The following is a 26623-nucleotide window of genomic DNA, read 5'->3' on the forward strand; positions in this document are numbered from 1 at the left end:
TTCATTAGGCATATTGATAATAGTTTCGTTTTTTTAATTGTCTGTTTAAAGTAGCATTTACTGGTAAGCGAACATCAACAATTAACTCGTCAATATTTTTAATATTGAATGTTCTACTGTTTAAAATAGCATTATCATATTTAATTAACTTAATAATAAATTCAGTTAATTTAATTTCTCTAATATATATCATTTGTTCGTATAATGCGTTTGTTTGAATATTTACACCAGCAACTTCTGTCTGAGTTTGTTGTGCTCCCTTAGCAATGGTGGGAACATGATGTCGATTTATTTTATAGTAATTAGTTAATAATCAATCATATATTTTAGTTAATTGCTCACCTTTAAAATTACCAGCAATATAGTCTACTGGTTGAAAATTACTATCAGGGTCTCCTTCAACTAATAACAAGTCATTTTTAATAAATGATGCCAGCATTTTACTAATTTCTTGGTCAACCACACCAGTAACTCCATTAGTATTAATAGTAAATTTACCACTATTTAACAATGGATCTAACATTATCTTTTCAGCAATAATATCTAAAATACTAGCAAATTGTTTACCATAACGAGCAAAAGGCTCAAAATTAGGGTTATTAGGAATAATTTGAATTGGAATAAAATTAAGTGGTGATATTTCTTCTCTTTGTAAAGTTGTATAGTTATTTTATTTAGCATCATCAATATATAAGTCGGTAATAGTACTATATAATCGTGTTTTTAACTTTCTAATAACTTTAACTTGTTTAGTTACAGCATCAATATCTAATTTTTCAGTAATAAAAATACTCTGGTCATTTTTAATATAAGGGTCATAATCAAAAGTGCAAGATACTAAATTACCTAATTCATCATACTGGTCATTGTAAAAATCAATAGTAATAAAATTAAGTTTTGAATTATTAGCAAAAATAAAATATGCACCTTTACCATTCTTATTAATTTTATATTCGTTATATCAATTCTTATTGGTAAAGTCCTGCATTTTTAAAAAGCTATTAATTAATTTAGTATCTATTTTTTGATTAGTAAGTGGATTATAAATGCTAATTTTTAAATCTCGCGGATTTAAAAAATTAGCATTATCTTCACAAATTCTTTTTTCTAAAATCTCATTATGTTTTTGAACAGTAACATTTTTACGATTAGTAATCGTTGATGCTAAATTAAGATAATAACTATCAATATCATATTCTTTTTTTAATTTCTTTTTTTTTTTTTTTGCTGGTAACAATCCCATTTATATCACCTCTTTATTTCGTATCTTCTTTTTTAATAACATCTTCAATACTATCTTCTTTTTGTTTTTTGTTATGTGTTTTGATAAATCTAATAGTTTCAATAATTAAAACTATAATTCCTGCTCCAATAAGCATTGCTGAAACAATAACATATGTTGGTCAAGAAATACCCAATGTTTTTTCTCCGATAAAACAAATAATAATTCCGGCAATAAAAAACAATGATGAAACTCCAAAGATTTTCAAAAACATAATCATATCTTTAATAGTTACTTTTGGCATAATACCATCTCCTTCCTAACTTACTTTTTTCTTTCAATATACAATCCTTTAATTTCAACACTATTTGATATTGATGATAATTTAAACTCACCGCCGGAAAATAATTGAATGGTAATTCAACGACTTGGATTATTTCCATATGATATTTCACTTACTAATTGACCTTTAAAGTTTATATGCGTAATTATATATAGTTCTATCTCAAGCGTTGTATAACACCATAAACGATAATAATATTCTGACTTATTAAAATTTTTAATTTTATATCCTTTAGAATCTTGAATAAAATCACTAGTATCAACAACTTTTCAATCATTTGATATTTTAGGTAAATCTTTTTTCTGTAAATAAAATTTATCTAAATATTTAGTAGTACCAAATGTATCATCAGTACTTTCAATTCCCGCAACTGTACTATCAATAATCATATAATCAGCAGTATTTTTACCACCTTCAAAACTAGGGTCTCAAATTCTTAATTCCCCGTTTTCAGCATTAAAATCAGCATTAACACGACCACTACTATTAGGTAATAAAGTTATTTTATTTTGTTTTAAATCTGAAACCATTAATTCATCAGCAGTATTTTTTATAATTGTTTTATTATCAATTTTAATATCACTACCGCCACTTTGTTTTGTTTTTCAGACACCATTTTTTTCATAAATAGTATCATTATCAAAGGGAACATTTATTTCATTATTGTTATTTTTAACAATAGTTTTATTGTCAATCTTAGTTTTTTCTTTTTCTATTAAAGCATCAACTTCTAATTGAGTATAATATGCTTCTAAATCAATCATTGTTAAATCAATACCTTCTTCTTGAAAAGTACGAAACATTTTCTTTAAAGTTGTTAAATTAGCCAATGATTTTGCATAGGTAGGCAATAGACCTTGTCAAGTAATCATAGGGTCATTTTGCGATGAATAATTAATATCACCAACACTCATATTTGCCGAAGTAAAAAACTCAATTGGAATACGGTTAAATGTTCAATGTTCAATCGTAATAAACACCATATTAATACAAATTTTCTTTAATAATGGATCTTTAAATGTTTCAAACTTTAGTTTTGAAAATGGATAGTTTAAGTAAGAATTAATCATATTTTGGGCTCTTAAAGCAAATGTTTTAAATCATAATTCTATACATCACCTTTAAAGAACTTATTATAACGAACTGGAACTTGTGTAATTTTACCTGTCATTGGAATAAAATTATTATAATTTTCCAAAGTAACATTTTGTCATAATTCATTTAACATTTAATCATCTCCTTATCATTTACTTTTTTTAGAATATATTTTCTTTAATATAAATTTTTTACTATTTAGTAATGTTTTTGTTTTAATTGTTTTGTTTAAATCTTGTTTTGTTTTGAGTTGTTTATATGCTTGAAATACTAGTCCATTACCTAACAAACTAGTAACCGCACTATCTTCTAGCGTATTTAACAATTTATCTTTATTAAAGTTATTTTTAAATTGTTCTTGCATTTTTAATATCTTAGCAATTATCCGATATATTTTAAAACTATCTTTTACTACTTGCTGATAAGCAAGTGGGGCAAAAGAAACTAAATTAAACAAACTTGTTTTTTTAAATCCCCAACCAATAAACCACTCACTGTTCATATAGAATTTAAACGGTTCAGGAGCCAAAACAAACTGTTCTGCTTTGATTAAAGTTGTCATAACGACAATAGGGACATATTTAGGATTTTTATAATATATTGTTAAAGCAACTTCACCCGCAACTGATAAAGGAACAATTTTAACTGCTAAAAAACATCAGAACCATAAGCAAAAGGTAATAATTGACCTTTTTTAATAGCCTTAGTTTCAAATTTAGATAATATTTTTTTAGTTTTATCAGTAATTTTACTAATTACTTTTTGTTTAATAGTAATTATTTGTTTTTCAATTTGGGCTAATAATTTTTTAGTTACTTTTTGAATATAAAAATTTGGGTTTAAATGATTTAAAATTTTATTTAATTTAATTGGTGTTTGATGAAAAATATTTAATAATTTATTATTATATATTTTACTGCTTTTTTGAAGATTAGTCATAATGTTATATCACTCATTAGTATTAATTTTACTTATTTTATCAATATTTAATCCATATTCAAACAATCATTTATTAGCATTTTTTTCATTCACGCGTGGTATTTTTTGAACTAATTTAGGACTTATTTTTTGAATATTTTTCTCAATTTTTAATAAATTATTAATTGTTTCTAAATTAGAAACTTTAAAACCTTTATAAAAATCATTTCGGGCTAATTTTCCAATTGTATATAATAAAGTTTCATTATTAGCCTGCTTTGTAAAATCAAATATTAATTTAGAAGATAAAATCTTTTTACCTGTAACTTGCCTTACAACATCTTCTAAATTATTAGCAGTTATTACACCTAATTTTTCAAGTAGTTTAGTTTCTTTTGCTAATTTTAAAATTCTAGTTGTTCGAACAGCACGCGTTAATTTACCAATTCCACCAATTGCTGGTAACAAATTTAAGGCGGTACTTTTTGCTGTTACTTCTGATGTTAATTTATCATATATTTGATTTACGGCAAAATCGGTTGCTGTTTCTACTCCAAACGAGATAAATGCTGCGGCAAAATTAGATAATCCCGCACCAAGACCAACAGCCGAAGCAATACCACCAGTTAAAACTGATAAACCAAGAGCTAAAACTTGAATTCCTAAAAATTCTAATAACTGTAAACCAAAATTTTTTTCTTGTTGTTGGATTGACAATCTAGTTGGATTTTTTTAACAGCATAAATAAGGGCTGTTTTAGATGTTCCAATTGGCATATATATCAAACGAAAAAGTACTATTTTTTAGTACTATTAAGAATTTTTAATTTTAACATCAATCGGATTTGTTTGACCAGTAGCGTTGTTTTTACCTTCAATTTGAACTTCAACAGTTTTATCATTTGTAATATTAATTGGTCAGTCTTCACCTTTACTTTCAATAAAGTAATCAAAATCACTTTCAGTTAAAGAACTATTTACTGCTTTTACTGCTTTTAAAACAACATCTTTAAATTGTGATTTTAACTGTTCGGCTGTTGCTTTTGTTGGGTCTGTAACATGAATATTTGGTTTATCTATTTTATTAATTTTACTAATATCAATTTTTGAAACAATATGTTTAATAATTCCCTTCGGCTCAACTACTGCCCCACCTAAATATAAAACTCTTTCCATAATCAAAGTATTACCCATTCCAGTACCCAATGCAGCTGCACCAACTCTTAATGGAGTATGGTCTTTTTTGCGTAAGATAAGAGGGTCATATTTTTTACTAAATTTAAAGGCAATTGCATTAACACCATCTGGTAATAGAGTAATTGTTCCTTCTGAACCATCTTTATTAATAATTGGTAATTTTTTAGGAACCATATAATATGTTGTTCCTTCAACAGTTTTCATTGCTCCGCTTGTTTCAATTACATTGTTTATTTGGTCATTTGCTCCAAGTTGTAACTGTAATTTATTACGAATTCCACGAATAAAATCAGCCGAACCCAAGACAACTGTTTCTGATGGGGTAAATCCATTTTCATATATTTTATCTATAATTTCATCGTGAATTTGTAAAGCATTAGTATCATCTGCTTTTTAGCCTTGAATGGTTGTAACTACTCCTTTATTAATAATTTCTAAAATTTCATTACGTTTATAAGCAACCTCAGTATCCATTGCTTGTTCAATATCAGCAGCCCAAAGATTAGGGTTAAAATCACTTTCTACAGGGTCTAATTTACGAGCAAAAGTTAAAATTGTATCTAATTCAACAATTTCATCATCAAATTCTACTTCTGAATAATTTAATAATTTATCATCAGTATTAAATACTTTCCCATCTTTACCAGAACCTTCATTATATTTAATATTTTTCTTTCTTTTATATGTTAAACCAAACTTATTTGCTTCTTTTCACGCAAATAATGCTTCTCAACTAAATTTTTGTTGATAAGTTTGTAAATATCATTGTTCAAATGTTTCTCGATCTCGTTTTGTTGCTTGATTAGCAATATCTCCGAAAATTCTTTGTGGGTTTTGTGCCATAATTTACTTCCTTCTTTCTATTTATTAAATACATTGTCTGTATCTAAAATATTGTTTTCTTTGTTTACTACTTTTGGTACGCCCCCAGTATTAACTGTTTGTACCTTAATTAATTCATCATAAACACTTTGCAATTGTGTTTTAATGATTTCAATATCATCAGTAATATCATAAGATTTTAATAAAACATTTTTAAATTCTTCATTATCAGTTAAAGAATTAATAAAGTCAATTACTTCAATTTGCTTTAATTGAATTGTTTGTTGTTCAATTTGTGAAGTTAATTCAGTTTTTTTGTTTGTAGTTCGTTGATTTGCTGATTACTATTTTCTAAATTAATTGCATTAAATTCTTCAACTTTAACAGTATTTTCTAAAATAATTTCAGCAGTTTTAATATCTAAACTACCATCTTTATTTTTAATAGGTTCACTATTTTCATTAATAAGAACATATTTTACATTTTTTAATGCCATTGTTTTTCCTCCTTTTTTTTAATATTTGTATTTGTTCTTTTTCTAATCGCTTTTTGTATAATTTCAAAACTGTCTACTCTAAAAGACAAAAAATAGCGTTTAGTTTTTATATTTAACTGATTAAATACTGAGCCTTTAATTTTTATCTCATCATCTTTTTTTAATTTCAAAAACTCAGTTAAAATAGATGGGTTATATATTGATAATGTTGAGTAATTTAATCCTTCTCACTGACATTTAGCCGAACAAGCATCAACTTCAACACCACCAGCAACCAGTGCCTTAATCTTAGTTTTAATCGGATTTTCATGTAATCTAACAGTTAATTCTAACTTATTAACTTTTTTATTTTTTATTTTAGGTTTATTAGTTATTGTTTTTTTAGGTAAATTACTTTTTGTTTGTGCCATTTTTATCAACTCCTTTTGCTAAAAAATACTGTAAATGTTTTCAAGCATCGTGTTCGTGCTCTGACATTTTAATATTTCCTTTATAAATATAATTTTTCTTAATGACTGGTGATTGTAAAATATATTTTAAATTAAATAGATATTTGCATAAAACTTTTAAACCACCAATAAATTTAGGAGTAGATAATGGATTTGTTGATAATCTTCAATTATTACAATAACTTTATTTAAATAAGAACAAATTTTATTTTTAAACTCATTTAATATTAAATACATATTATTTATTGCTTCTTCTTCATTTTTGGAATTAAAAGTAATATTATTAATTATTTTCTTTTGCAAAACATTATAAATAATAATACCAGTTTGTCCAATTCCAGCAGGGTCAATTGCAATAATATATTTTAATTTATTTGTTTTATTTTTTTGTCAATTTGTAATATTTTTCATCCATCGGATGCTAAATCTAAAATATCGTTAATTTTATAATATTGCATATATGAAACAATAACATCTCACTTGTCTTTAAATAAATTTAAGTACATTTTGGCTCATTCTAAACATTGCAAATCATAATGCTTTTTATGATGTGAAATACGACAATTAATAGGTTGACAATTAACTCAATCAAATGATGTTGTTATTTCATTTCAAGTTTTATTAATATATTTACTTTTATATTCTGTCATTTATCTATACTCCTTAATTCTTTTTATTTGTTGCTCAAATTTCATCATTAATATCATTTACTGTTACCAGATAAGCTTGTATCATTAATTCTTGTAATTTATTTTTAATTTTTTTATTTCATTTTTTCATTAAATATTTTCCTTTCTGTAAAAAAACATAATATTCCTTTATTGGTTAATATTTTGATATTTAGTAAATAATTTATTTTAATATTTAATTACTTCGCCGCTTGCTCCACTTTGAAGGTGAGCGAGGGCGAATAGGATATTTTGATAGAGTTTACCCCCATACGGAAATAAACAAAAAACAGTTTACCCAGTTATTAATTACGCTTCATTCATCCCTACACAACTTTATATAAAGAAAATAACCTTTTGGAGTTCCAACCCTCTTGTTTTTTTTAGTGTCCGATATTGTTTTTTTCGGTTTAACAACACTCTTTTTATGAAAACAAGCCAAAAAACACATGCTCTGACATTTCGCAAGTGATTAATCTTGCCGAGAATTAAAGAAATAAATAGGAGTAGTAAATCCAATCGCTTTCACACTTTCTTTAAGGCTTCGTGCCATAGATGAGTTATCCATCTTTAAGCATCAAAAAATAAAGATTGAATTTTGGATTAATCGTTAGATAGTATCTTTTTTTATCTCATTATCTTTTTTAATTCTTTGTTTATTAAATATATTTTTTAGTAATTATATTTAACAATTAACTAACAACTAAATAAAACAATTATTCAAAATTTTTTAAGAAAAGAAAGGATGGATTTTTCTGAAAAAACATATTTTATTAAGTGTAAAAGATACTATCTAACGATTAATCCAATAAATATAAGTATTTTTTACAAAATAAAAAGCACTTTATTCTTTTTCAATAAAGTGCTACATTTGCATTTACAATTTACAAAGATAAAGAAAATATCTTTAATTTTGTTGGAAATACTAATTCATATTTGGAAAACGGAGATATTAAATATTATGAAAAAAAAAGGACAAATTGATATTAATAAATTTTTAAAAGCCTTTTTTGCATATGCTTTGGTGCCTGTGTTTCAAAATCGTAGTAATTTTATTGAAAGTGGTTATATTAATAATTTACAATATGATACAGTTTTAATTAACTTTTTTGGTTTAAAATTAGTTAATTTTAGAAATGTTTTAATTGATAAAAATAATATTAATAAAGGTCAATTTGAAAAAATATTAAATATTATGTTTACGGTTTCCCAAAATTTTTATAAATATTATTTACGAACAATTTTTGATTTAGAAAATAATACTTATACACAAGGATATAATAAAAAATATGGTTTATTAACAAATAATGGTTTTAAAATTTATCCACGATATTTTTATTTTTCTGATAAATATAAATCATTAGATTTTAAGATGTATTCTGTTTATAAAAATCGGTTTTATAACACACAAATTATAAAGATGTATTTAACTATGATTTTTCAGTCTCAAATGATTATAATATTAATCAAAATGAGGGTTATGTTTTTGAAGGTGCTTTAAAAAATAAATATGGTTTAAAATATAAGAAAATGGAAGAACAAAAAATTGGTTATAATGTTTTTGAATTACAAGCGCAAAAAGAAAATGATATGTATCATTATTATGACTTTAATTTTGGAATTTATAATTGACAAAAAATTAATAACGGTGGATTATTTTTAGATAGTCAATGATGACAAGCACAATATGAAAGCTGTAGTTGATATAATTTAGCGTGTCATATTCGCAATGCTGCAATTTGGATAGTTAATAATATCCCTGGTATAAAACAAGTAAACGAGTTAGCGAGTGGCGTTGGAAAAATATTTCAAATAATATATAGTTTTTTCAGTCAAACATTTGAAGTATGAAAATTTAGTCCTGCATTGTATAATACAATAACTAATTTATTCTTATTAATTATTTTTATGAAATTTGTACGATTACTATAAAAAAGGACTTGTTAGTCCTTTTATTCTTTTCAATCTGTAATTTCACCAGTATTTTTATCAATATCTGGGGTTAATGGAATACTTTCACCGTCTCAACGATAAATATTTTTATATTGATATTTATAATCTATTCATTTCCCAATTCATTTTATAATTTTTCAACCGTTTTCAATTTTTATAACACCAATATAATTTTTATTTTCATTTTTTTTCATTAACAAAACCATTAACTAATTTTCAATTACTTTCAACTGGAGGTTCTTGTGATTTTTCTGGTTTTGGTGTAGGTTCAGGTTTATTTCCCCCGTTTTCGCTATTATTATCTGGTTTAGGTTTATTACAAGCAATTAAAGTTGTTGTACTTATTTCCGTTAATGTAATAGTACCTAAAATGCTTAATATTTTTTTCATTTTTTCTATTTCTCCTCAATTATAAAATAACTGCCCACAGTATTTGAAATAATTTTTCAACCATGGTTAGAGTTAGATAAAAAATGATTATTTATTTCTTCAAAATGATTGTAAATAATATTAATTAAAGTATTAATATCTTCAACATTAATTGATCCTCCCACACCAGAATGATCTTCTTTGTTAAAATTACTAATTTCTAATTTAATTTTATTTTTGAATGCTTCAAAATTATCTTTATTTTCTTCATAAATTTGCTTAATTTTATTTCACTCATTACTACTAATATCTAATTTTATTTGATCATGTGCTAAAAGTTTATAATATTTTTCAATTTCATTATATTGATTATGTGATTCGTGTTTTGTTGCTGTTGTATGGTCACTATTAAGCCATCAAATAATAGAAGTCCCTGCAATTAACATCCCACCAATTACTAATGATAAACCTAGTGTTTCGGGAGCTAAAGCCGCAAAAGTACCAGCTTCTGTTCCAATAACTGCGGTTCCTTCTGCCACTGATAGAGTTTCTGCAGCTGTTAAACCTTCTGCTACAGTACTTTCTGATAAAAGTGGGGTCATTTCTACTGCTTCCCCTGTTTCTGATGAAACAACAGTACGAGTGGTTGATAAATTATTTTTGATATAATTAGCAGTAGTTGATAAGCCTTTTATTGGTGATATTCCGGTCATTTTTGAAATCCCTAAAATTCCAGTACCAGAAATTCCAGTAAAAGTAAGTCCCAAACCAACATCTCTTAATTTATATTTAAATACTTTTTGTTTATTTTCGGGTAATGATTGATAATGTTGATTGATTTCATTTAATTTTTGTTGTTTTTCTTCTTTTGAAAGAGCGTTATATTTATTTATTGCATTATATTGACTATAATTATTTTTATTTAATATAAAATTAATCATAACAGCACCTTCATATTTTGAATTTGAAGTTGGAATTATTGAAGCTCAATTATCAATAACAGTTCCTATTTCTATACTATTTTTTTCAACATTATTATTTAATTTTAATATTTTATTTAAAATAGTTTCTGTTTGATTATTCTGCAATTCTCCTAAATATGTACTTATTAAAATATTAGATAAATTTGTTTTTTTATTTATTGGTTCATAACCCCTGAACTTGGTTTTTTTGTAGTTGTTGATTGTTTATTAATATCATTTTGTTGATTATAATTATATTTTCTTTTTTTAAATTATCTTTATCATTTTTATCATAAAAATTTTGCGACCTTTTATAATAATTAAAATTTCTATCAACAGTAAAATTAACTATTACACTACCAATAAAATTTTCACTAATACTTGTAATTGTTGCCGAATTTGATGTAATGTTTATAGCTCTTAAACTATCAACTCTTAATGAATTATTTCTTGGGTTTGTTAATATAACTTCTCTTAAAATTGTTTCAGGTCTATTATCTAATATTGTCCCTAAATCTGTATTAGTAATAACAGATGATAATGATAAAATAATTTTTTTATTTTTTTGTATATTATTTCTTTCTTCTGGTGAGCTACTTCATGGTTCTCTTTGAAAACTAACAGTTCTTCTTTTTTCTGGTGAATAAAAGTAAATAATATTTAAAGGAACAAACATTACTCTTAATGAAATTATATAATTAACATTTAAACTTTCTATTAATGCTGAAGAATTTGTTATATTTGTAATTCTTAAATCATTAATTGTTAATAAATTATTTAAATTATTTTTTAATATAAATTGTTCTGTAATTAGTCCTAATATTTCATTAAAATTAACAATATTAGAATCAAAATTAATAATAAATCTTATTAAACTTGGTATTGAATAACAATGATTAAAAGGATATAAAATATTTTGTCTAGCACGAATTATTGCTGAATTAGCGGTTATATTTTCAAATTCAATATTTTTTAAAAAATCAGTTCTTGATACAATTGGATGATTAATTTCACTTAATCTTTTTAAAATATTTTTTTGATTTACTTTTTTTATTTTACCAATATTAATTGTTGTAATCAAATCTTGTAAAGATGGAACATCATTTCTTTTAACTCGTTTTAATTTTTTAATGTTACTATTTAATAATTTTTTATTTTCTTTTTGATAAGAACTAGTGGCAATTGTTGTTGGTACAGCCATTACACTAATTGTTAATACATTTAATAAACTTAAAAGTTTTTTCATTTAATATAATTTCCTTTTCTCTCATCTTAAAACTTTTTTCAAGATACATAGAAATTATATATATATAATACAAGTATTTTTGAATATTAATAGTAAAAAAGTGGTAATTTTACAAAAGTTGAGGTTTTATAAAAAATATAAATCACAAATTATGAATAAAAAATGATAAAAAGTTAATTAAATTTTCAAATGTTATAATTAACATAGTTATGTTATATTTTTTAAAAAATGGGGGTAAATTAATGAAATATATTATTAATGATTTTAATTTAAGTGATTTACAAGCTAAATTGCAATATTTTTTAAGTAAAAACTATCAAAATAAATATTATAAAAAAATAAAAAAGAAAATATTAGAGTGCACCCATTTTAGTAAGTACTAATAAAAAGTATTTACTTTTTTTTAATTATATCTTTTTCTTTACGATTTGAATATCATGTATTTCATTTTATAACATCTTGTATATATTCTTCATGTGAATTATATATTTTATTATGGATTGTAGCTTTCTTAAGTAATGAATGAAAACTTTCTATAACAATATTATCTGCACAGTGGTAATTTTTTCCCATTGAAATTGTAATACCGTTAGATAAACATTTATCGTGATAAATAGTGGATGTATATTGATATCCGTGATCTGAGTGAATTATTATTCCATTCAGATCTTTTTTTATTAATTTTATTTTATTAATTGCATCATTTAAATTATCCATTACTAATTTATTGTCATTATATTTAGATCACTTTACATCAACTATTTCTTTAGTATATCCATCAATAATTGTTGATTGATAATATCTTTCTCCTTTTCAAATTAAATATGTTACATCAGTATATAGTACTGAAAACCTTGTTTTTATATCATTGAATTTACGATTAATTAAATCAGGATATTGCAATAAGCTTTTTTCTTTATTCTGTTTATATTTCATTTTTCTTCTCATTTTTCTTACATATTCAGATTGTATTTGATTATCACGCATAATTCTTAAAACTTTTTTTGAATTATATTTTATACCATAATCTTCCTTTAAATATTTAGTAATTCTTCGATAACCAAATTGTTTTAAATTTTCTTCATAGACTTTTACAATATCATTTATTGCTTTTTTATCTTTTTTGCTACTGTCATAATTTTTATATTTATCTCAATAACTACGTTTTAACCCTGTTACTTCTAGTAATAATTTTATTGAATATTCACAAAAATTTTGTTTAATAAAAGAGACAATTCTTAGTTTGCTTAATTGTAAAAGTCATGGAGCTTTTTTAATAATTCATACCTTGTTTTATAATATTCTAAATTTCTTTTGCCAAAAGAAATTTTAGGTCCTTTAGGATTGTTTAATTTTCCTTTTTTATGATTTGCTCATCAAGATTCTACTGTATTTGCATTTATATTATATTGTTTTGCTACTATTCAACAACTTTTTTGTTTAATTTCCTCAATGATTTTTGTTCTAAATTCTGATGTATATTTGTTATATTTTTGTCCTTTTTTTGCCATATAAAAATGCACCCCCTATAAAAATTTAGCAAAATCTTTTTTTATTTTACTTACTTTTTTGGGTGCACTCTATATTTTGCATATATTATAATTTATGTAAGGATTTTTTTCTTGAAACTAAGTTGTTATTAAAAGACTTGATTAAAAAATATTTTAAAAATAAATTTTCAACTTTTTATTAAAATTTAAAAACATTTTTCCGTTGACTTAAAAAAGAAAAGCGTTGATTAAAAATAAAAATAAAATTAAAGAAATTAAAAGACAACATTCAAGATATGAAGTTAAAGAATTATGATTATTACAAATGGATGCAAAATATTTTATGCCAAGTAAATTTCCAGTTGATAAAAAATATTATGTTTATGATTTTATTGATGAAAGAATCAGAGGAGTATTCGGTTATATTTATGATAAATTATGCACTGAGAATTCTATTGATGCCGTTAAAAGAGCAATCAGTGATTTTAAAAAAATATTTGGTATTAAAATAACACGAATTAGAACTGATAACGGTTCTGAATTTATTAATAGTCATCGGAATAATCAAAAAAGTACTGTTAAAGAAACTAATTTTACTCAATTTTTAACAGATAAAAATATTTTACATCAAACAACACCTGTTCGTTCTCCTCAGTCAAATGGTAAAATTGAAAGATTTCATCAAAATTATACTAAGTTATTTGTATTTGATGAAAAAATATTGGATGCAGTTGGTTTACAAAATAAATTAAATGATTACTATTATTTTTATAATTTTGAAAGAGTACATAAATCTTTAAACTTTCAGACACCATTTGAATTTTTAACTAATTTAACTAAATAATTTTAAATTTATAAAGTTTTATTTAAACTATTTTTTAGTGTGTCAATTTTAGAATTTTTATTTATATATGTATCATTTTTAATTATTTTATTATTTTTTCTTGCAATCTCCAAAATGTGTGTGGTATACTACACGGGAACAAAGGAATATCCAAAATTATTATAACCAAAATTTATTTTAATTTGTAAATTCTCAACGTTTTCAACCTTTTTTCTAAATCATTCGATAATAATTGAATTTGATTTTTTAACTAAATTAAATGTATGGAGTTCTGGTAATCATATTGAAAAATGAGTATCAGCAATTATAGTTGCAGTTCTTCTCTTATTGAAATAGTCAAAAATAGAACTAAAAATTAACTCAATATTTGAAAATTCTAATCTTTCTGAAGCAAAAGAATCAATTGTTTGTTTTAACGCATTGAAATTTACTTGTGACATATGAAAAACAAGCTTATCATTGAATGTTTCTAATTTATAATAATGTCAAAAATCCATTATTAATTCAGAAAATTGTGTTAATTTTCGATCAACTGGTTCTTTTTCCATTAAAATCTTAAATGGTTTTTTTAAAACTATTTCAGATTTGTCATTTTGTAAAGGTAAATTTTCAATCATAAAATCGCATGAATTTAAAGATGCTATATTTGCTTTAACATAATATTTTCCTTCAGAAATAAGTCCATTAGGAAATTGTACTCTTTGAAAAAAATACAAGATATTTTGCCATGTTAATTTATCTGGCTATAGCCTTCACCTGCTCATAATAAAACAGATGCATACTGTTTTGAAATATTATCAGTTAACTTATATAAAGACGGTAAATTACCATATGGAACAACTTTAGAAAAAAATGTAATATTAAGGCGATTTAATTCGGTACGAATAATATTTCAAACAGCATCAGGCACATTTGCTACATCATTAAAATCACTATTGTGTCTATCAACCATACTATAATTTTGCTTAGCAAAAAGAATATCAATAAAAGTAATAAAATAATCTTTAAGATCTGCTTGCATATGATTTACAGCTACTAAGTCATTACTTACAACAATTAAACCACTAATTGAATCACGAACTTGCAACTCCTTAAATTTAACTTCATACATAATATTAAATTTAACTGTTAGTGCTAATACATTTTTAGAAGAAAGTGGTATGAATTTTGCTATGTTATCAAAATTAATATTTGTTAAGTTAAAAGAACTATCATTTTCAGATAATACCAATGGTTTTGTGGTATGATAATAATTTGAATATTTGATTCCTAATGAACGATTAAAATTATTAAATTCATTAATAAACTCAGTAAACAATCGTGCCAGAAAACGCCACTCTTGAATTTCTTTGTCAAGTAAAGTTAATTCTTTTTTTCTTTTAATATTGAAACTAATGCATTAAATGATGTTTCTTGTCCACGAACAGCATTAATATCAATCGTTGTATGTTCTTCTCATCAACTATTAAATGTTGTTTTGCTTCCCTTTTTATATCATTCATATGGTCAAGGTCTCTATTAGTATCTAGTTTATTTTTATTATCTTCTTTTATTCGTGGCCTACAACTAGCCATCCCAAACACACTACCACTACCTAACACAAAAGCACTAAAAAGGGTTAATAACTTCTTCATCAATATGCCGCCTTCCTTCAACAAGATACCTATTATTATATTTAAAAAAAGAAAAAGAAAAACAAGCACAGGAGTACTTTTAACAACTTAATTGCTGAGTAAAATATTTAACGATGTGTATTCCTAAATGAGAACAGAAAAAAAGATAAAATACTATTTAGGAGGAATTTACACAATGGCACAAAAAGGACAAAAATTTAATAAATATGATCAAGACTTAAAAAAACAAATTATACAAGATTTCTATCTTAGTCATTATTCATACAAACTAATATCAATAAAATATTCGATTCCAATTGGAACATTAGCAACATGAATTAGTCATTCAAAACGAACAGATGTTTTTAAATTTTTTAAATCAGTATAATGCTGATAATCTTGTAATTTCATCTTTTAACCCCACTTAATACTTTTGTAAAAAATAATTAATTTGTTGAACAAAATTATTGAAATATAATGGTGTAATTTTTCCAATCAAATAATGACAGTAAGCTGTTACATCTAATTTTATTTTATAAATTTCAACATTACTACTATCCTTTAATAACTTTCTCATTACTGTTAAATTAATTAAAAAAACAAGATAATAACCATAATTAAAATATAATTCATGATTTGGAAGGTTAACAAAAGGTTGATAAAAAACATTAGCAATAAAATTATAAAGTAAATTAAAATTATAATACATCTTAATTTTTGAATTTGTAATGTCATTATTTGCAAAAATTGTTTCCTCATAATTATCATCGAGGTAATTAACAAAAATTTTGCTTTTTAATTTCTTAATTACTTTTAAAATTTGTTCTTGTTCACGTTTTACATCGGTATGACGAATATATTGCATATGATAATAAATTAAAACTAATTTAATTAAAATAATACTATCAAAATATTCTTGCTCATCTAAATTATTTAATCGTAATAAATAAACAAAATTTTTAATTAAAATATCTTTTTCATCAAAAGTTTTAAAATCTTTTAAAATCACCCGACTTAATTTTAACTCATGCAATTTTTTCCAAATTTTAATATTATTTTTTTTAACTCAGCCACTACGTTCAAAAATTTGCCCTGCCATAATAAATTATTTTTCATCAACTTTAAAATCAGTTGGGTTATTATCCTTAACAATTTTAGTGACTTTATCTTTAATATCTTGTAATTTAGTTTCCGCTAATTTTGTTAATTTAATGCCCGTTTCAAAAGCATCAATTGCTTGATTTAATGGCAATTGATTATTTTCTAAATCATTAACAATTTGCTTTAATTGTTCTAAAATTTGTTCAAATGATTTATTATTTGTCATTTTTTTCACCATCCTTATTAATTGCTTGTACAATTGATTGAATAATTCCATCTTGCACACGTGTCATTATTATATCATTATTCTGAACATCATTGGTTGCTGATATCACATTTTTATTTTCATTGTAAGTAATACTATAACCACGAATTAATGTTTTTAAAGGACTTAATAAGTCTAATTTACTTATTAAATTATTTTTATTATGTTCAATTGTTAAAATTTGTTGTTGAATTGTTCTTACTAATTTTTGATAATAATTTTGAATCATATTTTTATTTGCTATAAAGAATGTTTCTTGTAAAACATTAAACTGCTTTAATAATAATTGATAAGAATGTTCAGATTGTGTATATAATGCTTGGGGTTTTGTTAAAACATAACTATTTTTTAATTCGTTTAGTTTATCTTGCATCTTATCAACTTTGCCTTTAATAAGATTAATTAAATGACGGCGTTGTTGTTGCAAATAATTAACTAATTCTTTCTGATCAGGTGTTGCTAATTCAGCCGCCGCCGTTGGTGTCGGTGCTCGTAAATCACTAACAAAATCAGCTAAAGTAAAATCAATTTCATGACCAACAGCTGAAATAACTGGGATAGTTGCTTGATAAATTGCTTCAACAACTTCAAGTTCATTAAAAGCTCATAAATCTTCAATACTGCCCCCACCACGACCAACAATTAATGTATCAAGCTGCGGAGTAAATGCCTGTGCTGCCTTAATTTTTGCTCGAATATCATGTTTTGCGTCACTTCCTTGCACTAAACTTGGAAATAAATAAATGTTTGCTTGAGGAAAACGGCGATGAATTGTAGTAATAATATCACGAATGGCAGCACCAGTTGGAGCTGTTATTACACCAATATTATTTGGAAACCGTGGAATTGGTTTTTTAAAAGATTGATCAAACCAACCTTTTTTACTTAATTTTTGTTTTAAGGCTTCATATTTTAAAAACAAAGTACCAACACCTTGTAAAGATAAAGTAACTACTTGTAAACTATATATTCCTTGCGGCTCATATACCTTAATAGAACCTGTTGCAATAATTTTTAAACCTTCTTTTAATTTAAATTGTAAGTTTTTTGCATTAAACGCAAACATAATTGCCCGAATTTGGGCTTTTTCATCTTTGATTGTAAAATAAACATGTCCTGAAGAGTGATTTGTAATATTAGAAATTTCTCCTTGTAGAGAAATATTAATTAAATTTGGTTCTTGTTCAATTATTGTTTTTAAATAATAATTAATTTCACTAACTGTATAAATATTTTTACTCATTTTCCCCTCCATTATTAATATCTTCCAATTAATAATATCATTGAAACAATAAAATAATTAAAAAAGAAATGTTATTAAAGTAACAACTAGAGTGCACCCATTTTAGTAAGTACTAATAAAAAAGTATTTACTATTTTTTTTAATTATATCTTTTTCTTTACGATTTGAATATCATGTATTTCATTTTATAACATCTTGTATATATTCTTCATGTGAATTATATATTTTATTATGGATTGTAGCTTTCTTAAGTAATGAATGAAAACTTTCTATAACAATATTATCTGCACAGTGGTAATTTTTTCCCATTGAAATTGTAATACCGTTAAATAAACATTTATCGTGATAAATAGTGGATGTATATTGATATCCGTGATCTGAGTGAATTATTATTCCATTCAGATCTTTTTTTATTAATTTTATTTTATTAATTGCATCATTTAAATTATCCATTACTAATTTATTGTCATTATATTTAGATCACTTTACATCAACTATTTCTTTAGTATATCCATCAATAATTGTTGATTGATAATATCTTTCTCCTTTTCAAATTAAATATGTTACATCAGTATATAGTACTGAAAACCTTGTTTTTATATCATTGAATTTACGATTAATTAAATCAGGATATTGCAATAAGCTTTTTTCTTTATTCTGTTTATATTTCATTTTTCTTCTCATTTTTCTTACATATTCAGATTGTATTTGATTATCACGCATAATTCTTAAAACTTTTTTTGAATTATATTTTATACCATAATCTTCCTTTAAATATTTAGTAATTCTTCGATAACCAAATTGTTTTAAATTTTCTTCATAGACTTTTACAATATCATTTATTGCTTTTTTATCTTTTTTGCTACTGTCATAATTTTTATATTTATCTCAATAACTACGTTTTAACCCTGTTACTTCTAGTAATAATTTTATTGAATATTCATAAAAATTTTGTTTAATAAAAGAGACAATTCTTAGTTTGCTTAATTGTAAAAGTCATAGAGCTTTTTTAATAATTCATACCTTGTTTTATAATATTCTAAATTTCTTTTGGCAAAAGAAATTTTAGGTCCTTTAGGATTGTTTAATTTTCCTTTTTTATGATTTGCTCATCAAGATTCTACTGTATTTGCATTTATATTATATTGTTTTGCTACTATTCAACAACTTTTTTGTTTAATTTCCTCAATGATTTTTGTTCTAAATTCTGATGTATATTTGTTATATTTTTGTCCTTTTTTTGCCATATAAAAATGCACCCCCTATAAAAATTTAGCAAAATCTTTTTTTATTTTACTTACTTTTTGGGGTGCACTCTAAACTTTTCTTTTTTTCAAAAGCAATTAAAGTGTTAATTTTTCTTTTACATCTTTTCGATAAATAAAATAATATAAAAATGGTAAGAAAATTCCTCCACTTAAGAAATTTCCAATTAAAGTTGGTAATTGAACATTGTAAGCAAATTTTCCAAAATCTGCTCAACCACCACTTGTTCCAAAAATTTTTAAAAATGGTTGTAAAAATCATAAATATGAATTAGCAACTACATGCGAAAATCCAGAAATTGCAAAAGCCATAATAATTAAATTTACAACAAAGAATTTAGCAACGGCTGATTTAGTTGTATGTGCAGCATAAATCGAACCAGCAACTAAAAAGTTACATAAAATGGCACTCCCAAAGTTTTCTCATCATTTGTGTTCTAATTTTCCATTAATTAAGATTACCGCATTATTATAAAAATCAGTTTCAGAACCAGGCGTATGATTTAAAAAACCACCTCACGCTGTTAAACCAGCCATCACTAAACAACCTAGGAAATTACCACTTAAAACAATAAATAAATTACTAACAAATCTTCCAACATTTAATTGTTTTTTAAAAACAACAATCAATGCTTTAGAATTTGATGTAAACATTTCTCCCCCAAGAAAAACAATCATTGTAATTGCAACAGTAAAGACAAGACCAAATACTAAACTTTTTAAACCAATTGGGATATTATCTCAATTTCCCTTTGTTGCCGTAATTGCAGCAATATAACCAAATCCAATAAATAAACCAGCGGCTAAACCCATTAAAAAGGTTTTATAAAATGAACTATTTCCTTTTTTTAACGCATACTTATAAATATTTACAAAACTATCCTCATTGCTATAACTATCGGAATTATCTACTTTTTCTTCTTTTTTAATTTCGTCCCTCATTTTTTCTCCTCTTTTTCACATTTTATTTCTCTAAATTCTTAGGTTTTTAATAAAATTAAGTAATTAAAAACAAATTAAGTTTCGTTTATGACTAAATGATAACAAAATTTATAAAAAATTCAACTTTTTTTAAATTGTATAGTGTAAATGCAATTAGTTATTTCCTACTCTTATTAATTAAAATAATAGCACTTAAAAATAAGTTTGCAAGTATTTTTAAATTATTTTTTTAATTTATTTAAAATTAGTATATTTGGGCACACTAAAAAATAATTTATTAAGTTTTTTTATTTAATAAATTTATTTAATATATTTATTAAATAACTGTGTTGGTGTTTCTCAATTTAAACAAGGTCTTATCTTATCATTAATTGTATTAATTATTCAATCTATTTTATCTTGTTTAATAATTCTAAAATCAGTACTTTTTGGTAATTCTCGCCTTATATCTCTATTCATTCTTTCTACAATTGGTTTTTGTGTAGGACTACCTTTATCACAAAAATATACATTTGTTTTAAGATGTTTTTCAATATCTTTTCAATTTCAAAATTCTTTTCCTTGATCAGTTATAATTCCCTTTAAATGTTTTTTTAAAAGTTTATTTTTAAAAATTTGTTTTAAAGTTTCTAATACTTCTGTTGAATTTTTTTCTTTTAATTTTTTAAAAAGGTAAATTTAGTTAATTCTTCTGTTAATGTTAAACATGCTGATTTCTTATCTTTACCAACAATAGTATCTTTATGGTCGCATGGAAAAAAGAAGGGTTTTAACAAATACATAGAAATTGAATAGAAATAATAAATTAAACCATTTACTAAAATGGTTTTTTTATTTGTTAAACCAAAATTATTAATTGATTCAGAGAAAGGACAGCATCTTAAATTCTTAAAATAGAAACTTTTATTACAACTTTTTGATACCCTCTTTAAGTTGTTTACACATTTATTAAATATCTTAGAAATTTTTACAAAGTGTACCTGTTTTTTCTTCAATTTTAAGGTGTTGTCCTTTCTCTGTTTCAGTTAATTAATTTGCTAATAAAAAAACTTAATAAAGGAAGGAGTAAGTAATGGAAATTAATAATCAACAAACAATATGTGATGTTAGTGATTGCTATAAAGAAATATCATTCATTACCGAAGAATTTGTATCAAATAAAGTTTTATGAACTTGTAAAAAACATAAAGAGTTATTAAATCATACAAAAGATAAAAAAAAGCGGTTTTATCAGAAACTGGAAAATTCAAAAATTATCTTTGATTATGAAACTGGTTTTTTAAAACTTTAATTTAATAAAACAACTTAATGCAGTGTGGGACAGTTATTTTTAACTAAGTGCTTCCATAAGAACATGAGTTTACACTCATTCCCACAGCCAGCCGAGGCAAGTACTGAAATAGTGTATGAGGAAAAAAGTAAATCGGCGCTGGTTTTATAACTAAGCGATAGTCGTGATAAGTGCAAGGTCAACATCAAACGACAATAAACAAAGAGATGGTCACTTTATAAATAAATTTGCGATAGATTTATCCCATAGAGGATGGCAGCGGTTTTAATAACCACAAAGCTAGCATTAGGCTCTTCAAGGTGCGAGTAGATTTATTTTAAAAACTGAACGCTTTGACCTGAAATGGTGCGGATGAAGAGAGAGAAAACTCTCTGGCTTCAAAAAGAAAAAACAACTGTGTATTATTAAACATTCAAACAATTAACATACCGCCACCGCTCACCCCCAGTGAAGCGGATGGCGTAGTAAATAAATAGATAAATACTTATATAACTAATTCTCGCTTGGCACTTTCACTTGGGAGTGAGTGCCAGCGAGTTAAAACTAGGAGGAAAAAATAAATGACAGAATATAAAAGTAAATATATTAATAAAACTTGAAATGAAATAACAACATCATTTTATTGAGTTAATTGTCAACCTATTAATTGTCGTATTTCACATCATAAAAAACATTATGATTTGCAATGTTTAGAATGAGCCAAAATGTACTTAAATTTATTTAAAGATAAATGAGATGTTATTGCTTCTTATATGCAATATTACAAAATTAACGATATTTTAGATTTAGCTTCTGATGGTTGAAAAATATTGCAATTTGAGAAAAAAAACAAAGGAATAATTTAGGAGGTATATATGAAAAAGTTAAATAAAACTTGTATTAAAAAAAGATATTGAGGTTATTGTTTTCATAAAGAATGCAATTAAGAAAATAAATTAAGTGAATTAATGCTTAAAAGTTATTCAGTATCATTTGAAGATATTACAGATGAACATTGAGCATTAAATACTAAAAAGAATTAGGAGGAATTAAATTATGAATAAAAGATACTTACTGGTAATGAAAAGTAAATATAGTGATTTTAAAACGAGCTGTTTTTATACATTAGAAGAAGCAAAAACTACTGTTAATGTTGAAAATCAACAAGAATGATTAACAACTATTATTGATTTAGAAAATGAAAATATTAAATGACAAGGATGTGAATAATATGTGAAAAGATGAAAATGGCAAAGTTTATACCGAAGAAGATTTATTTAATGAAGCATTAGAAGAATGTCATTCAGAAGAAAGTGCTTATGAATATATTGATACTTTAATTATGGAAAAGAATTTGGAGGAAATTTAATAATGAATAAATTTATTGGAATTGGTATAACAACAAAAGATATTGAAATTAAGAAAACAAGTAATGGAAAAGAATATACTATTTTTAATTTAGCAATTACTCGCCCATATTCAAAACAAAAAGAAACTGATTTTATTCCTTGTCAAGTTTGAAATAAACAAGCAATTACTTTACAAAAATATTGTCAAAAAGGTAGTCAAATAGCAATTACTGGTGTTTTAAAATCTTTTAAAAATAAAGATAATAAAACTGAATGAATAGTTCAAGTATCTAATTATGAATTTTTACATACAAATAATGATTTAAAAAAATCTGATAAACCACAAGAAAAAATAGAATTTAATTCATCTGAGACAAAAGAATTATTTAATAATGATAATCAAAATATTGGTAATGATGAAACAATTTTATGAGATTAGATTTAAAACCTTTATATATTTTTAATGATGAATTACATAAGTATAGTATTTTAATACCTAGTGTAAGTAAAATTGTTAATATTTTAGTGCCAAAAGATTTTTCACAAATTGATGAGAATATTTTAAAATTAGCACAAAATCGTGGAATATGTTTACATAATATGATTGATGTTTGAATAAAAAATAATTTTGATGATGAATTAATTGAATTTATTGATTGTGAAATAAAATCACATCGTGAATTATTTAAAAATTTTACAAAACTATATCAAGAAACTTTTAAAGATATTAAATTTAAATATTATGAAACTGAAAAAACACTTTATAGTCCTTTAATGTGTGGGACAACTGATTTTATTGGAATAACAACTGATAATGAATATATAATATGTGATTGAAAAATTACTAGTTCTAATGAGAAAACAGATATTGAACGCTATATTTGGCAATTAAAACTTTATTATTTATTAGAAAAAGACTTTTGTATAGATAATAAAAAAATATTAATGATAATTATAAATCCAAAATTAAAAATAGTAATTAAAGAAAAAGTTGATATTACTAAACAAAATTTAGAACAAATTAAAGAAGCAATTTTAATATGACAAGAAAGAGAGGAATGAGAAAATGCCACAAGAAACTAAAAAAACATTAATAGTAAGTATTGGTGAAATACAACACGATTTATCATTATATTTATAAAAAAACCAAACAATGCAAATGAATGGTAGAACAATTTATAACTATTTTGGTGAAGCACAAGTATTAGAATTAGTTAAAAAAGAATTTAAAAAGCATCATATTACATATATTTGGAGTTATGTGAAAGATACTTTAAAAGTAATTAATGATATACCATATTTTGAAATGGAATTAACTTTATGTAAAGAAACAGAAGAAATTAAAACTTATTGACCTTTTACAGGGAAAAATACTGACCCCGCTAAAAGTATTGGGTCAGCATTAACTTATGGAGTTAAATATGTTTTAAGCAAACTATTAGGTTTACCAACCGAAGAATTAGACCCCGATAATAGTGAAATAAGTAAAATTAATTCTACACAAGAAAAAGAACAAACAGAAATTATTAACAACTCAAATCCAAATTGAATGAGTGAACAGCATTTCAATAATATTAAAAATTTTATTACAAATACAAAAATAGAACAAGATATTATTTCAAAAGGTAAAAATTGATTAAAAGAAGAATTAAATGTTGAAAAATTATCACCAGTTCTGATTAGAAAACAAAGCGAAGATTTTTATTATCAATTTAAAGAAAGATTTTTAAGATAATGATAAAAATAGGTATTGACCCATCAGGAACTGGTACTACCGCTATTGTTGTTTATGAAGATAATAAATTAAAGGAAAAATTAGAATTTACTAATTATTTATGAATAAAACAAGTTGATTTTATTAAAGATATATTATTTAAACACTGCAATAGTGTTTGTCTTGTAAACATTGAAAATTGCTTATATACAAATGCTAATGGTTCAAAAGACCGTGATGATTTATTAAAAATAATTGGAGTAATTAAATATGATACACACGAATTAAATAATGTTAATTGAATATCACCCCGTTATACTAAATCAGTGGTTAAAAATATGGAAAATTTAAGTAAATATAATGATAGTTATTTATGAAAATTTGATAAAGATACTAATTTAACTTATCAATATGGTAAGGGTTGATTTTATAATAATGATAAAATAAGTAATCATTTACGCGATGCAATTATTATTGCTCATTATGAGAGGTAATATATTATGAAACAATCATACAATCAAAAAACAAGAAAATATTATTCTTGTAAAATTCGTAATATAAATGTTTACTTAAATGAAAATGAAGAAAAAGTTTGAAATAAATTAAATTTTGATACTTATTCACAACGAATAGAACATCTTATTAATTTTTATATAAAACACAATAAAGAAAAATAAAAAATAACCAATTAAGGTTATTTTTTTAAATACTATTTGTTAGTTGTCTAATAGCATCTTTTTGTTCTTGTTTTTTGTTGTTTACTTTAACTTGTTTTTTAACATTTTTAATTTGACCTGTTTTAAGTGCTAATTCTGTTGCATATTCAGGTCCTCGTAAATGTTTTTCGTGTGCAATAACAGCTGTTCTTAATTCTCTAATTTCTGCTTTATATTTTTTAATTTTCTTAGCAGATAATCCAAGAATACCAAGACTACCCATTCCACCAGCACCCGCTAATACAAGTAAAGCAATCATTAATGTATCATTTAACATTTTTTTACTTCCTTTCTCTTCCTTACTCAAACAGTGGCCATCCATCCTTTCAGAACAAAATAATTTATAAATTAAACTATATAACCACCCAAAAATATCAACCACCCCTATAAATATAGTCTATTTTAATAAAATTTAATTATTTGTTTATATTTAATTCTTGTTTATTTTCTTCTTGTTTTTGTTTTTTAATATTTTCATTTTGTATATTTTTTAATTTTTCTTCTGTTATGCCATCTAAATTATTTCATTGTTTAGCTATTCGTGGTTGAACGACACGCGGATTAATACGGCAGTCAAAACAATGTCTTAAATGGTCTTTTTTTCATTTTGATTTATCAATTCAAATAATAATTAAAGAAATTATTAAAGTAATTAAAGGTAATATTGTAAATACTAATCCCATTTTAGATATTTTTAATCTTGGTATATCAATTTTCATATCTACTTTTGGTTTACTACTAGCAACAAATATACCTTGAATTCCGTGTGTAAATAAAGGTGTTATCAAAATAGCAATTCCATTACCTCAATATTGTCCATAATTATACCAATTAATTTGGTCTTTAATGCCATTAATCATCCCATACTCTAATCAACAATTTAATGCTAAAAATATCAATGTATAAAAACTAACTACTCAACTACGAATTTTATATTTTCTTTCTCATTCTCTAATATCTTTATGAGTTCAATTATAAGTCGGAATAGGGTCTTTTTTAAATCAATTTCAAGGTAAGGCACCCTTTAATCAAGTTGTTTTATCTTGTTTCATAATTATTTACCTCATTTAAT

General features: G+C 24.0%; 43 protein-coding genes and 1 pseudogene. 13 read left to right on the plus strand and 31 right to left on the minus strand.

Features of this window, described 5'->3' with window-relative positions; translation table 4 throughout:
* Positions 1-4: 4 nt before the first annotated feature.
* From AACL22_RS00175 to AACL22_RS00230, 12 genes are all read right to left on the minus strand, one after another.
* Positions 5-523 carry a hypothetical protein gene (locus AACL22_RS00175; protein WP_338988643.1) on the minus strand — a complete coding sequence of 173 codons (519 nt, stop codon included), beginning with the start codon at positions 521-523 and terminating at the stop codon, positions 5-7.
* Between the two features lie 147 nt (positions 524-670).
* Positions 671-1243: a hypothetical protein gene (locus AACL22_RS00180; RefSeq protein ID WP_338988645.1), complete on the minus strand. Its 573-nt coding sequence runs from the start codon at positions 1241-1243 to the stop codon at positions 671-673.
* Positions 1244-1256: 13 nt separating this feature from the next.
* Positions 1257-1526, minus strand: coding sequence for a hypothetical protein (locus AACL22_RS00185; RefSeq protein ID WP_338988647.1), 270 nt, complete (start codon positions 1524-1526; stop codon positions 1257-1259).
* Positions 1527-1546: 20 nt separating this feature from the next.
* Positions 1547-2635 (minus strand): hypothetical protein, encoded by a 1089-nt coding sequence (locus tag AACL22_RS00190; RefSeq protein ID WP_338988648.1) that lies wholly within the window; start codon positions 2633-2635, stop codon positions 1547-1549.
* Positions 2636-2805: 170 nt separating this feature from the next.
* On the minus strand, positions 2806-3222 hold the full coding sequence (locus AACL22_RS00195) for a hypothetical protein (RefSeq protein WP_338988650.1): 417 nt from the start codon (positions 3220-3222) through the stop codon (positions 2806-2808).
* A gap of 86 nt (positions 3223-3308) precedes the next feature.
* A complete protein-coding gene (locus AACL22_RS00200; RefSeq protein ID WP_338988652.1) occupies positions 3309-4295 on the minus strand; it encodes a hypothetical protein in 987 nt (328 codons plus the stop codon).
* Positions 4296-4390: 95 nt separating this feature from the next.
* Positions 4391-5077, minus strand: coding sequence for a hypothetical protein (locus AACL22_RS00205; RefSeq protein WP_338988653.1), 687 nt, complete (start codon positions 5075-5077; stop codon positions 4391-4393).
* 90 nt (positions 5078-5167) lie between these two features.
* Complete coding sequence (locus tag AACL22_RS00210; protein WP_338988655.1) at positions 5168-5617, minus strand: hypothetical protein; 450 nt, start codon at positions 5615-5617, stop codon at positions 5168-5170.
* 280 nt (positions 5618-5897) lie between these two features.
* Positions 5898-6092, minus strand: a complete 195-nt coding sequence (locus AACL22_RS00215; protein ID WP_338988658.1) for a hypothetical protein — start codon at positions 6090-6092, stop codon at positions 5898-5900.
* Positions 6083-6502, minus strand: a complete 420-nt coding sequence (locus tag AACL22_RS00220) for a hypothetical protein (protein WP_338988661.1) — start codon at positions 6500-6502, stop codon at positions 6083-6085. The genes AACL22_RS00215 and AACL22_RS00220 overlap by 10 nt, the downstream gene beginning before the upstream one ends.
* A 156-nt stretch (positions 6503-6658) precedes the next feature.
* Positions 6659-6952: a hypothetical protein gene (locus tag AACL22_RS00225; RefSeq protein ID WP_338988663.1), complete on the minus strand. Its 294-nt coding sequence runs from the start codon at positions 6950-6952 to the stop codon at positions 6659-6661.
* Positions 6907-7191 carry a hypothetical protein gene (locus AACL22_RS00230; protein ID WP_338988664.1) on the minus strand — a complete coding sequence of 95 codons (285 nt, stop codon included), beginning with the start codon at positions 7189-7191 and terminating at the stop codon, positions 6907-6909. The genes AACL22_RS00225 and AACL22_RS00230 overlap by 46 nt, the downstream gene beginning before the upstream one ends.
* A gap of 888 nt (positions 7192-8079) precedes the next feature.
* On the opposite strand from AACL22_RS00230, the pseudogene AACL22_RS00235 reads away from it, so the two are divergent.
* A pseudogene (locus tag AACL22_RS00235) lies at positions 8080-9141 on the plus strand (spiroplasma phage ORF1-like family protein); the annotation flags it as partial.
* A 20-nt stretch (positions 9142-9161) separates the two neighbouring features.
* Here AACL22_RS00235 and AACL22_RS00240 read toward each other — a convergent pair.
* The 4 genes from AACL22_RS00240 to AACL22_RS00255 are packed head-to-tail and all read right to left on the minus strand — an operon-like array spanning position 9162 to position 11739.
* Positions 9162-9356, minus strand: coding sequence for a hypothetical protein (locus AACL22_RS00240; RefSeq protein WP_338988665.1), 195 nt, complete (start codon positions 9354-9356; stop codon positions 9162-9164).
* Positions 9337-9552 (minus strand): lipoprotein, encoded by a 216-nt coding sequence (locus tag AACL22_RS00245; protein ID WP_338988667.1) that lies wholly within the window; start codon positions 9550-9552, stop codon positions 9337-9339. The genes AACL22_RS00240 and AACL22_RS00245 overlap by 20 nt, the downstream gene beginning before the upstream one ends.
* A 5-nt stretch (positions 9553-9557) precedes the next feature.
* On the minus strand, positions 9558-10619 hold the full coding sequence (locus tag AACL22_RS00250) for a hypothetical protein (RefSeq protein ID WP_338988668.1): 1062 nt from the start codon (positions 10617-10619) through the stop codon (positions 9558-9560).
* Positions 10620-10665: 46 nt separating this feature from the next.
* Positions 10666-11739, minus strand: a complete 1074-nt coding sequence (locus AACL22_RS00255; RefSeq protein ID WP_338988669.1) for a hypothetical protein — start codon at positions 11737-11739, stop codon at positions 10666-10668.
* Positions 11740-11981: 242 nt separating this feature from the next.
* Here AACL22_RS00255 and AACL22_RS00260 point away from each other — a divergent pair, with 242 nt between their 5' ends.
* The gene (locus AACL22_RS00260; RefSeq protein WP_338988670.1) at positions 11982-12122 is read left to right on the plus strand and encodes a hypothetical protein; all 141 of its coding nucleotides are present in this window, start codon (positions 11982-11984) and stop codon (positions 12120-12122) included.
* A 10-nt stretch (positions 12123-12132) separates the two neighbouring features.
* On the opposite strand, the gene AACL22_RS00265 is transcribed toward AACL22_RS00260, so the two are convergent.
* A complete protein-coding gene (locus AACL22_RS00265) occupies positions 12133-13020 on the minus strand; it encodes an IS3 family transposase (protein ID WP_338992927.1) in 888 nt (295 codons plus the stop codon).
* On the minus strand, positions 12987-13250 hold the full coding sequence (locus tag AACL22_RS00270; RefSeq protein WP_338988671.1) for a hypothetical protein: 264 nt from the start codon (positions 13248-13250) through the stop codon (positions 12987-12989). The genes AACL22_RS00265 and AACL22_RS00270 overlap by 34 nt, the downstream gene beginning before the upstream one ends.
* Before the next feature lie 223 nt (positions 13251-13473).
* On the opposite strand from AACL22_RS00270, the gene AACL22_RS00275 reads away from it, so the two are divergent.
* Entirely contained in the window at positions 13474-14073 is a 600-nt protein-coding gene (locus AACL22_RS00275) for a DDE-type integrase/transposase/recombinase (protein WP_338988673.1), read from the plus strand.
* A 128-nt stretch (positions 14074-14201) separates the two neighbouring features.
* Here the strand turns inward: AACL22_RS00275 and AACL22_RS00280 are convergent, their stop codons facing one another.
* The 3 genes from AACL22_RS00280 to AACL22_RS00290 form a co-directional block, all read right to left on the minus strand.
* Positions 14202-14690, minus strand: coding sequence for a hypothetical protein (locus tag AACL22_RS00280; RefSeq protein WP_338988674.1), 489 nt, complete (start codon positions 14688-14690; stop codon positions 14202-14204).
* A 113-nt stretch (positions 14691-14803) separates the two neighbouring features.
* Entirely contained in the window at positions 14804-15391 is a 588-nt protein-coding gene (locus AACL22_RS00285) for a hypothetical protein (RefSeq protein ID WP_338988675.1), read from the minus strand.
* A gap of 73 nt (positions 15392-15464) precedes the next feature.
* Positions 15465-15707, minus strand: a complete 243-nt coding sequence (locus tag AACL22_RS00290) for a hypothetical protein (RefSeq protein ID WP_338988676.1) — start codon at positions 15705-15707, stop codon at positions 15465-15467.
* Positions 15708-15882: 175 nt separating this feature from the next.
* Here AACL22_RS00290 and AACL22_RS00295 point away from each other — a divergent pair, with 175 nt between their 5' ends.
* Positions 15883-16074, plus strand: coding sequence for a hypothetical protein (locus tag AACL22_RS00295; protein ID WP_338988678.1), 192 nt, complete (start codon positions 15883-15885; stop codon positions 16072-16074).
* Positions 16075-16110: 36 nt separating this feature from the next.
* Here AACL22_RS00295 and AACL22_RS00300 read toward each other — a convergent pair whose 3' ends face one another.
* The 8 genes from AACL22_RS00300 to AACL22_RS00335 all read right to left on the minus strand — a co-directional run bounded on the left by AACL22_RS00300 (position 16111) and on the right by AACL22_RS00335 (position 21284).
* A complete protein-coding gene (locus AACL22_RS00300; protein WP_338988679.1) occupies positions 16111-16785 on the minus strand; it encodes a hypothetical protein in 675 nt (224 codons plus the stop codon).
* Between the two features lie 6 nt (positions 16786-16791).
* Positions 16792-17013, minus strand: coding sequence for an exodeoxyribonuclease VII small subunit (gene xseB / locus AACL22_RS00305; protein WP_338988680.1), 222 nt, complete (start codon positions 17011-17013; stop codon positions 16792-16794).
* Positions 17003-18295: an exodeoxyribonuclease VII large subunit gene (gene xseA, locus AACL22_RS00310; protein WP_338988681.1), complete on the minus strand. Its 1293-nt coding sequence runs from the start codon at positions 18293-18295 to the stop codon at positions 17003-17005. The genes xseB and xseA overlap by 11 nt, the downstream gene beginning before the upstream one ends.
* Before the next feature lie 102 nt (positions 18296-18397).
* Entirely contained in the window at positions 18398-19312 is a 915-nt protein-coding gene (locus AACL22_RS00315; RefSeq protein WP_338992929.1) for an IS3 family transposase, read from the minus strand.
* Positions 19279-19542: a hypothetical protein gene (locus AACL22_RS00320; protein ID WP_338988683.1), complete on the minus strand. Its 264-nt coding sequence runs from the start codon at positions 19540-19542 to the stop codon at positions 19279-19281. Before AACL22_RS00320 ends, AACL22_RS00315 begins: the two co-directional genes overlap by 34 nt.
* A 96-nt stretch (positions 19543-19638) precedes the next feature.
* Positions 19639-20502: a formate/nitrite transporter family protein gene (locus AACL22_RS00325; protein ID WP_338988684.1), complete on the minus strand. Its 864-nt coding sequence runs from the start codon at positions 20500-20502 to the stop codon at positions 19639-19641.
* Between the two features lie 300 nt (positions 20503-20802).
* Entirely contained in the window at positions 20803-20961 is a 159-nt protein-coding gene (locus AACL22_RS00330; protein ID WP_338988687.1) for a hypothetical protein, read from the minus strand.
* Positions 20962-21158: 197 nt separating this feature from the next.
* Positions 21159-21284 carry a hypothetical protein gene (locus AACL22_RS00335; protein ID WP_338988689.1) on the minus strand — a complete coding sequence of 42 codons (126 nt, stop codon included), beginning with the start codon at positions 21282-21284 and terminating at the stop codon, positions 21159-21161.
* Positions 21285-21574: 290 nt separating this feature from the next.
* Between AACL22_RS00335 and AACL22_RS00340 the strand changes: the two genes are divergently transcribed.
* From AACL22_RS00340 to AACL22_RS00380, 9 genes are all read left to right on the plus strand, one after another.
* Entirely contained in the window at positions 21575-21793 is a 219-nt protein-coding gene (locus AACL22_RS00340; RefSeq protein WP_338988692.1) for a hypothetical protein, read from the plus strand.
* Positions 21794-22353: 560 nt separating this feature from the next.
* Positions 22354-22638, plus strand: coding sequence for a hypothetical protein (locus tag AACL22_RS00345; RefSeq protein ID WP_338988694.1), 285 nt, complete (start codon positions 22354-22356; stop codon positions 22636-22638).
* A gap of 190 nt (positions 22639-22828) precedes the next feature.
* Positions 22829-23002, plus strand: coding sequence for a hypothetical protein (locus AACL22_RS00350; RefSeq protein WP_338988696.1), 174 nt, complete (start codon positions 22829-22831; stop codon positions 23000-23002).
* Position 23003: 1 nt separating this feature from the next.
* Positions 23004-23141, plus strand: coding sequence for a hypothetical protein (locus AACL22_RS00355; RefSeq protein ID WP_338988699.1), 138 nt, complete (start codon positions 23004-23006; stop codon positions 23139-23141).
* A gap of 2 nt (positions 23142-23143) precedes the next feature.
* Complete coding sequence (locus tag AACL22_RS00360) at positions 23144-23560, plus strand: single-stranded DNA-binding protein (protein WP_338988701.1); 417 nt, start codon at positions 23144-23146, stop codon at positions 23558-23560.
* Positions 23551-24204, plus strand: a complete 654-nt coding sequence (locus AACL22_RS00365; protein ID WP_338988702.1) for a hypothetical protein — start codon at positions 23551-23553, stop codon at positions 24202-24204. Before AACL22_RS00360 ends, AACL22_RS00365 begins: the two co-directional genes overlap by 10 nt.
* Positions 24205-24280: 76 nt before the next feature.
* The gene (locus AACL22_RS00370) at positions 24281-24856 is read left to right on the plus strand and encodes an ERF family protein (RefSeq protein WP_338988703.1); all 576 of its coding nucleotides are present in this window, start codon (positions 24281-24283) and stop codon (positions 24854-24856) included.
* Positions 24856-25329: a hypothetical protein gene (locus AACL22_RS00375; RefSeq protein ID WP_338988706.1), complete on the plus strand. Its 474-nt coding sequence runs from the start codon at positions 24856-24858 to the stop codon at positions 25327-25329. The genes AACL22_RS00370 and AACL22_RS00375 overlap by 1 nt, the downstream gene beginning before the upstream one ends.
* A gap of 6 nt (positions 25330-25335) precedes the next feature.
* Entirely contained in the window at positions 25336-25512 is a 177-nt protein-coding gene (locus tag AACL22_RS00380) for a hypothetical protein (RefSeq protein WP_338988709.1), read from the plus strand.
* Positions 25513-25537: 25 nt separating this feature from the next.
* Here the strand turns inward: AACL22_RS00380 and AACL22_RS00385 are convergent, their stop codons facing one another.
* On the minus strand, positions 25538-25828 hold the full coding sequence (locus tag AACL22_RS00385; protein ID WP_338988712.1) for a hypothetical protein: 291 nt from the start codon (positions 25826-25828) through the stop codon (positions 25538-25540).
* A gap of 139 nt (positions 25829-25967) precedes the next feature.
* Positions 25968-26603 carry a hypothetical protein gene (locus tag AACL22_RS00390; RefSeq protein ID WP_338988713.1) on the minus strand — a complete coding sequence of 212 codons (636 nt, stop codon included), beginning with the start codon at positions 26601-26603 and terminating at the stop codon, positions 25968-25970.
* Positions 26604-26623 lie beyond the last annotated feature (20 nt).

Source organism: Spiroplasma endosymbiont of Seladonia tumulorum (genome assembly GCF_964020235.1).
Taxonomy (GTDB): Bacteria; Bacillota_I; Bacilli_A; order Mycoplasmatales; family Mycoplasmataceae; genus Spiroplasma.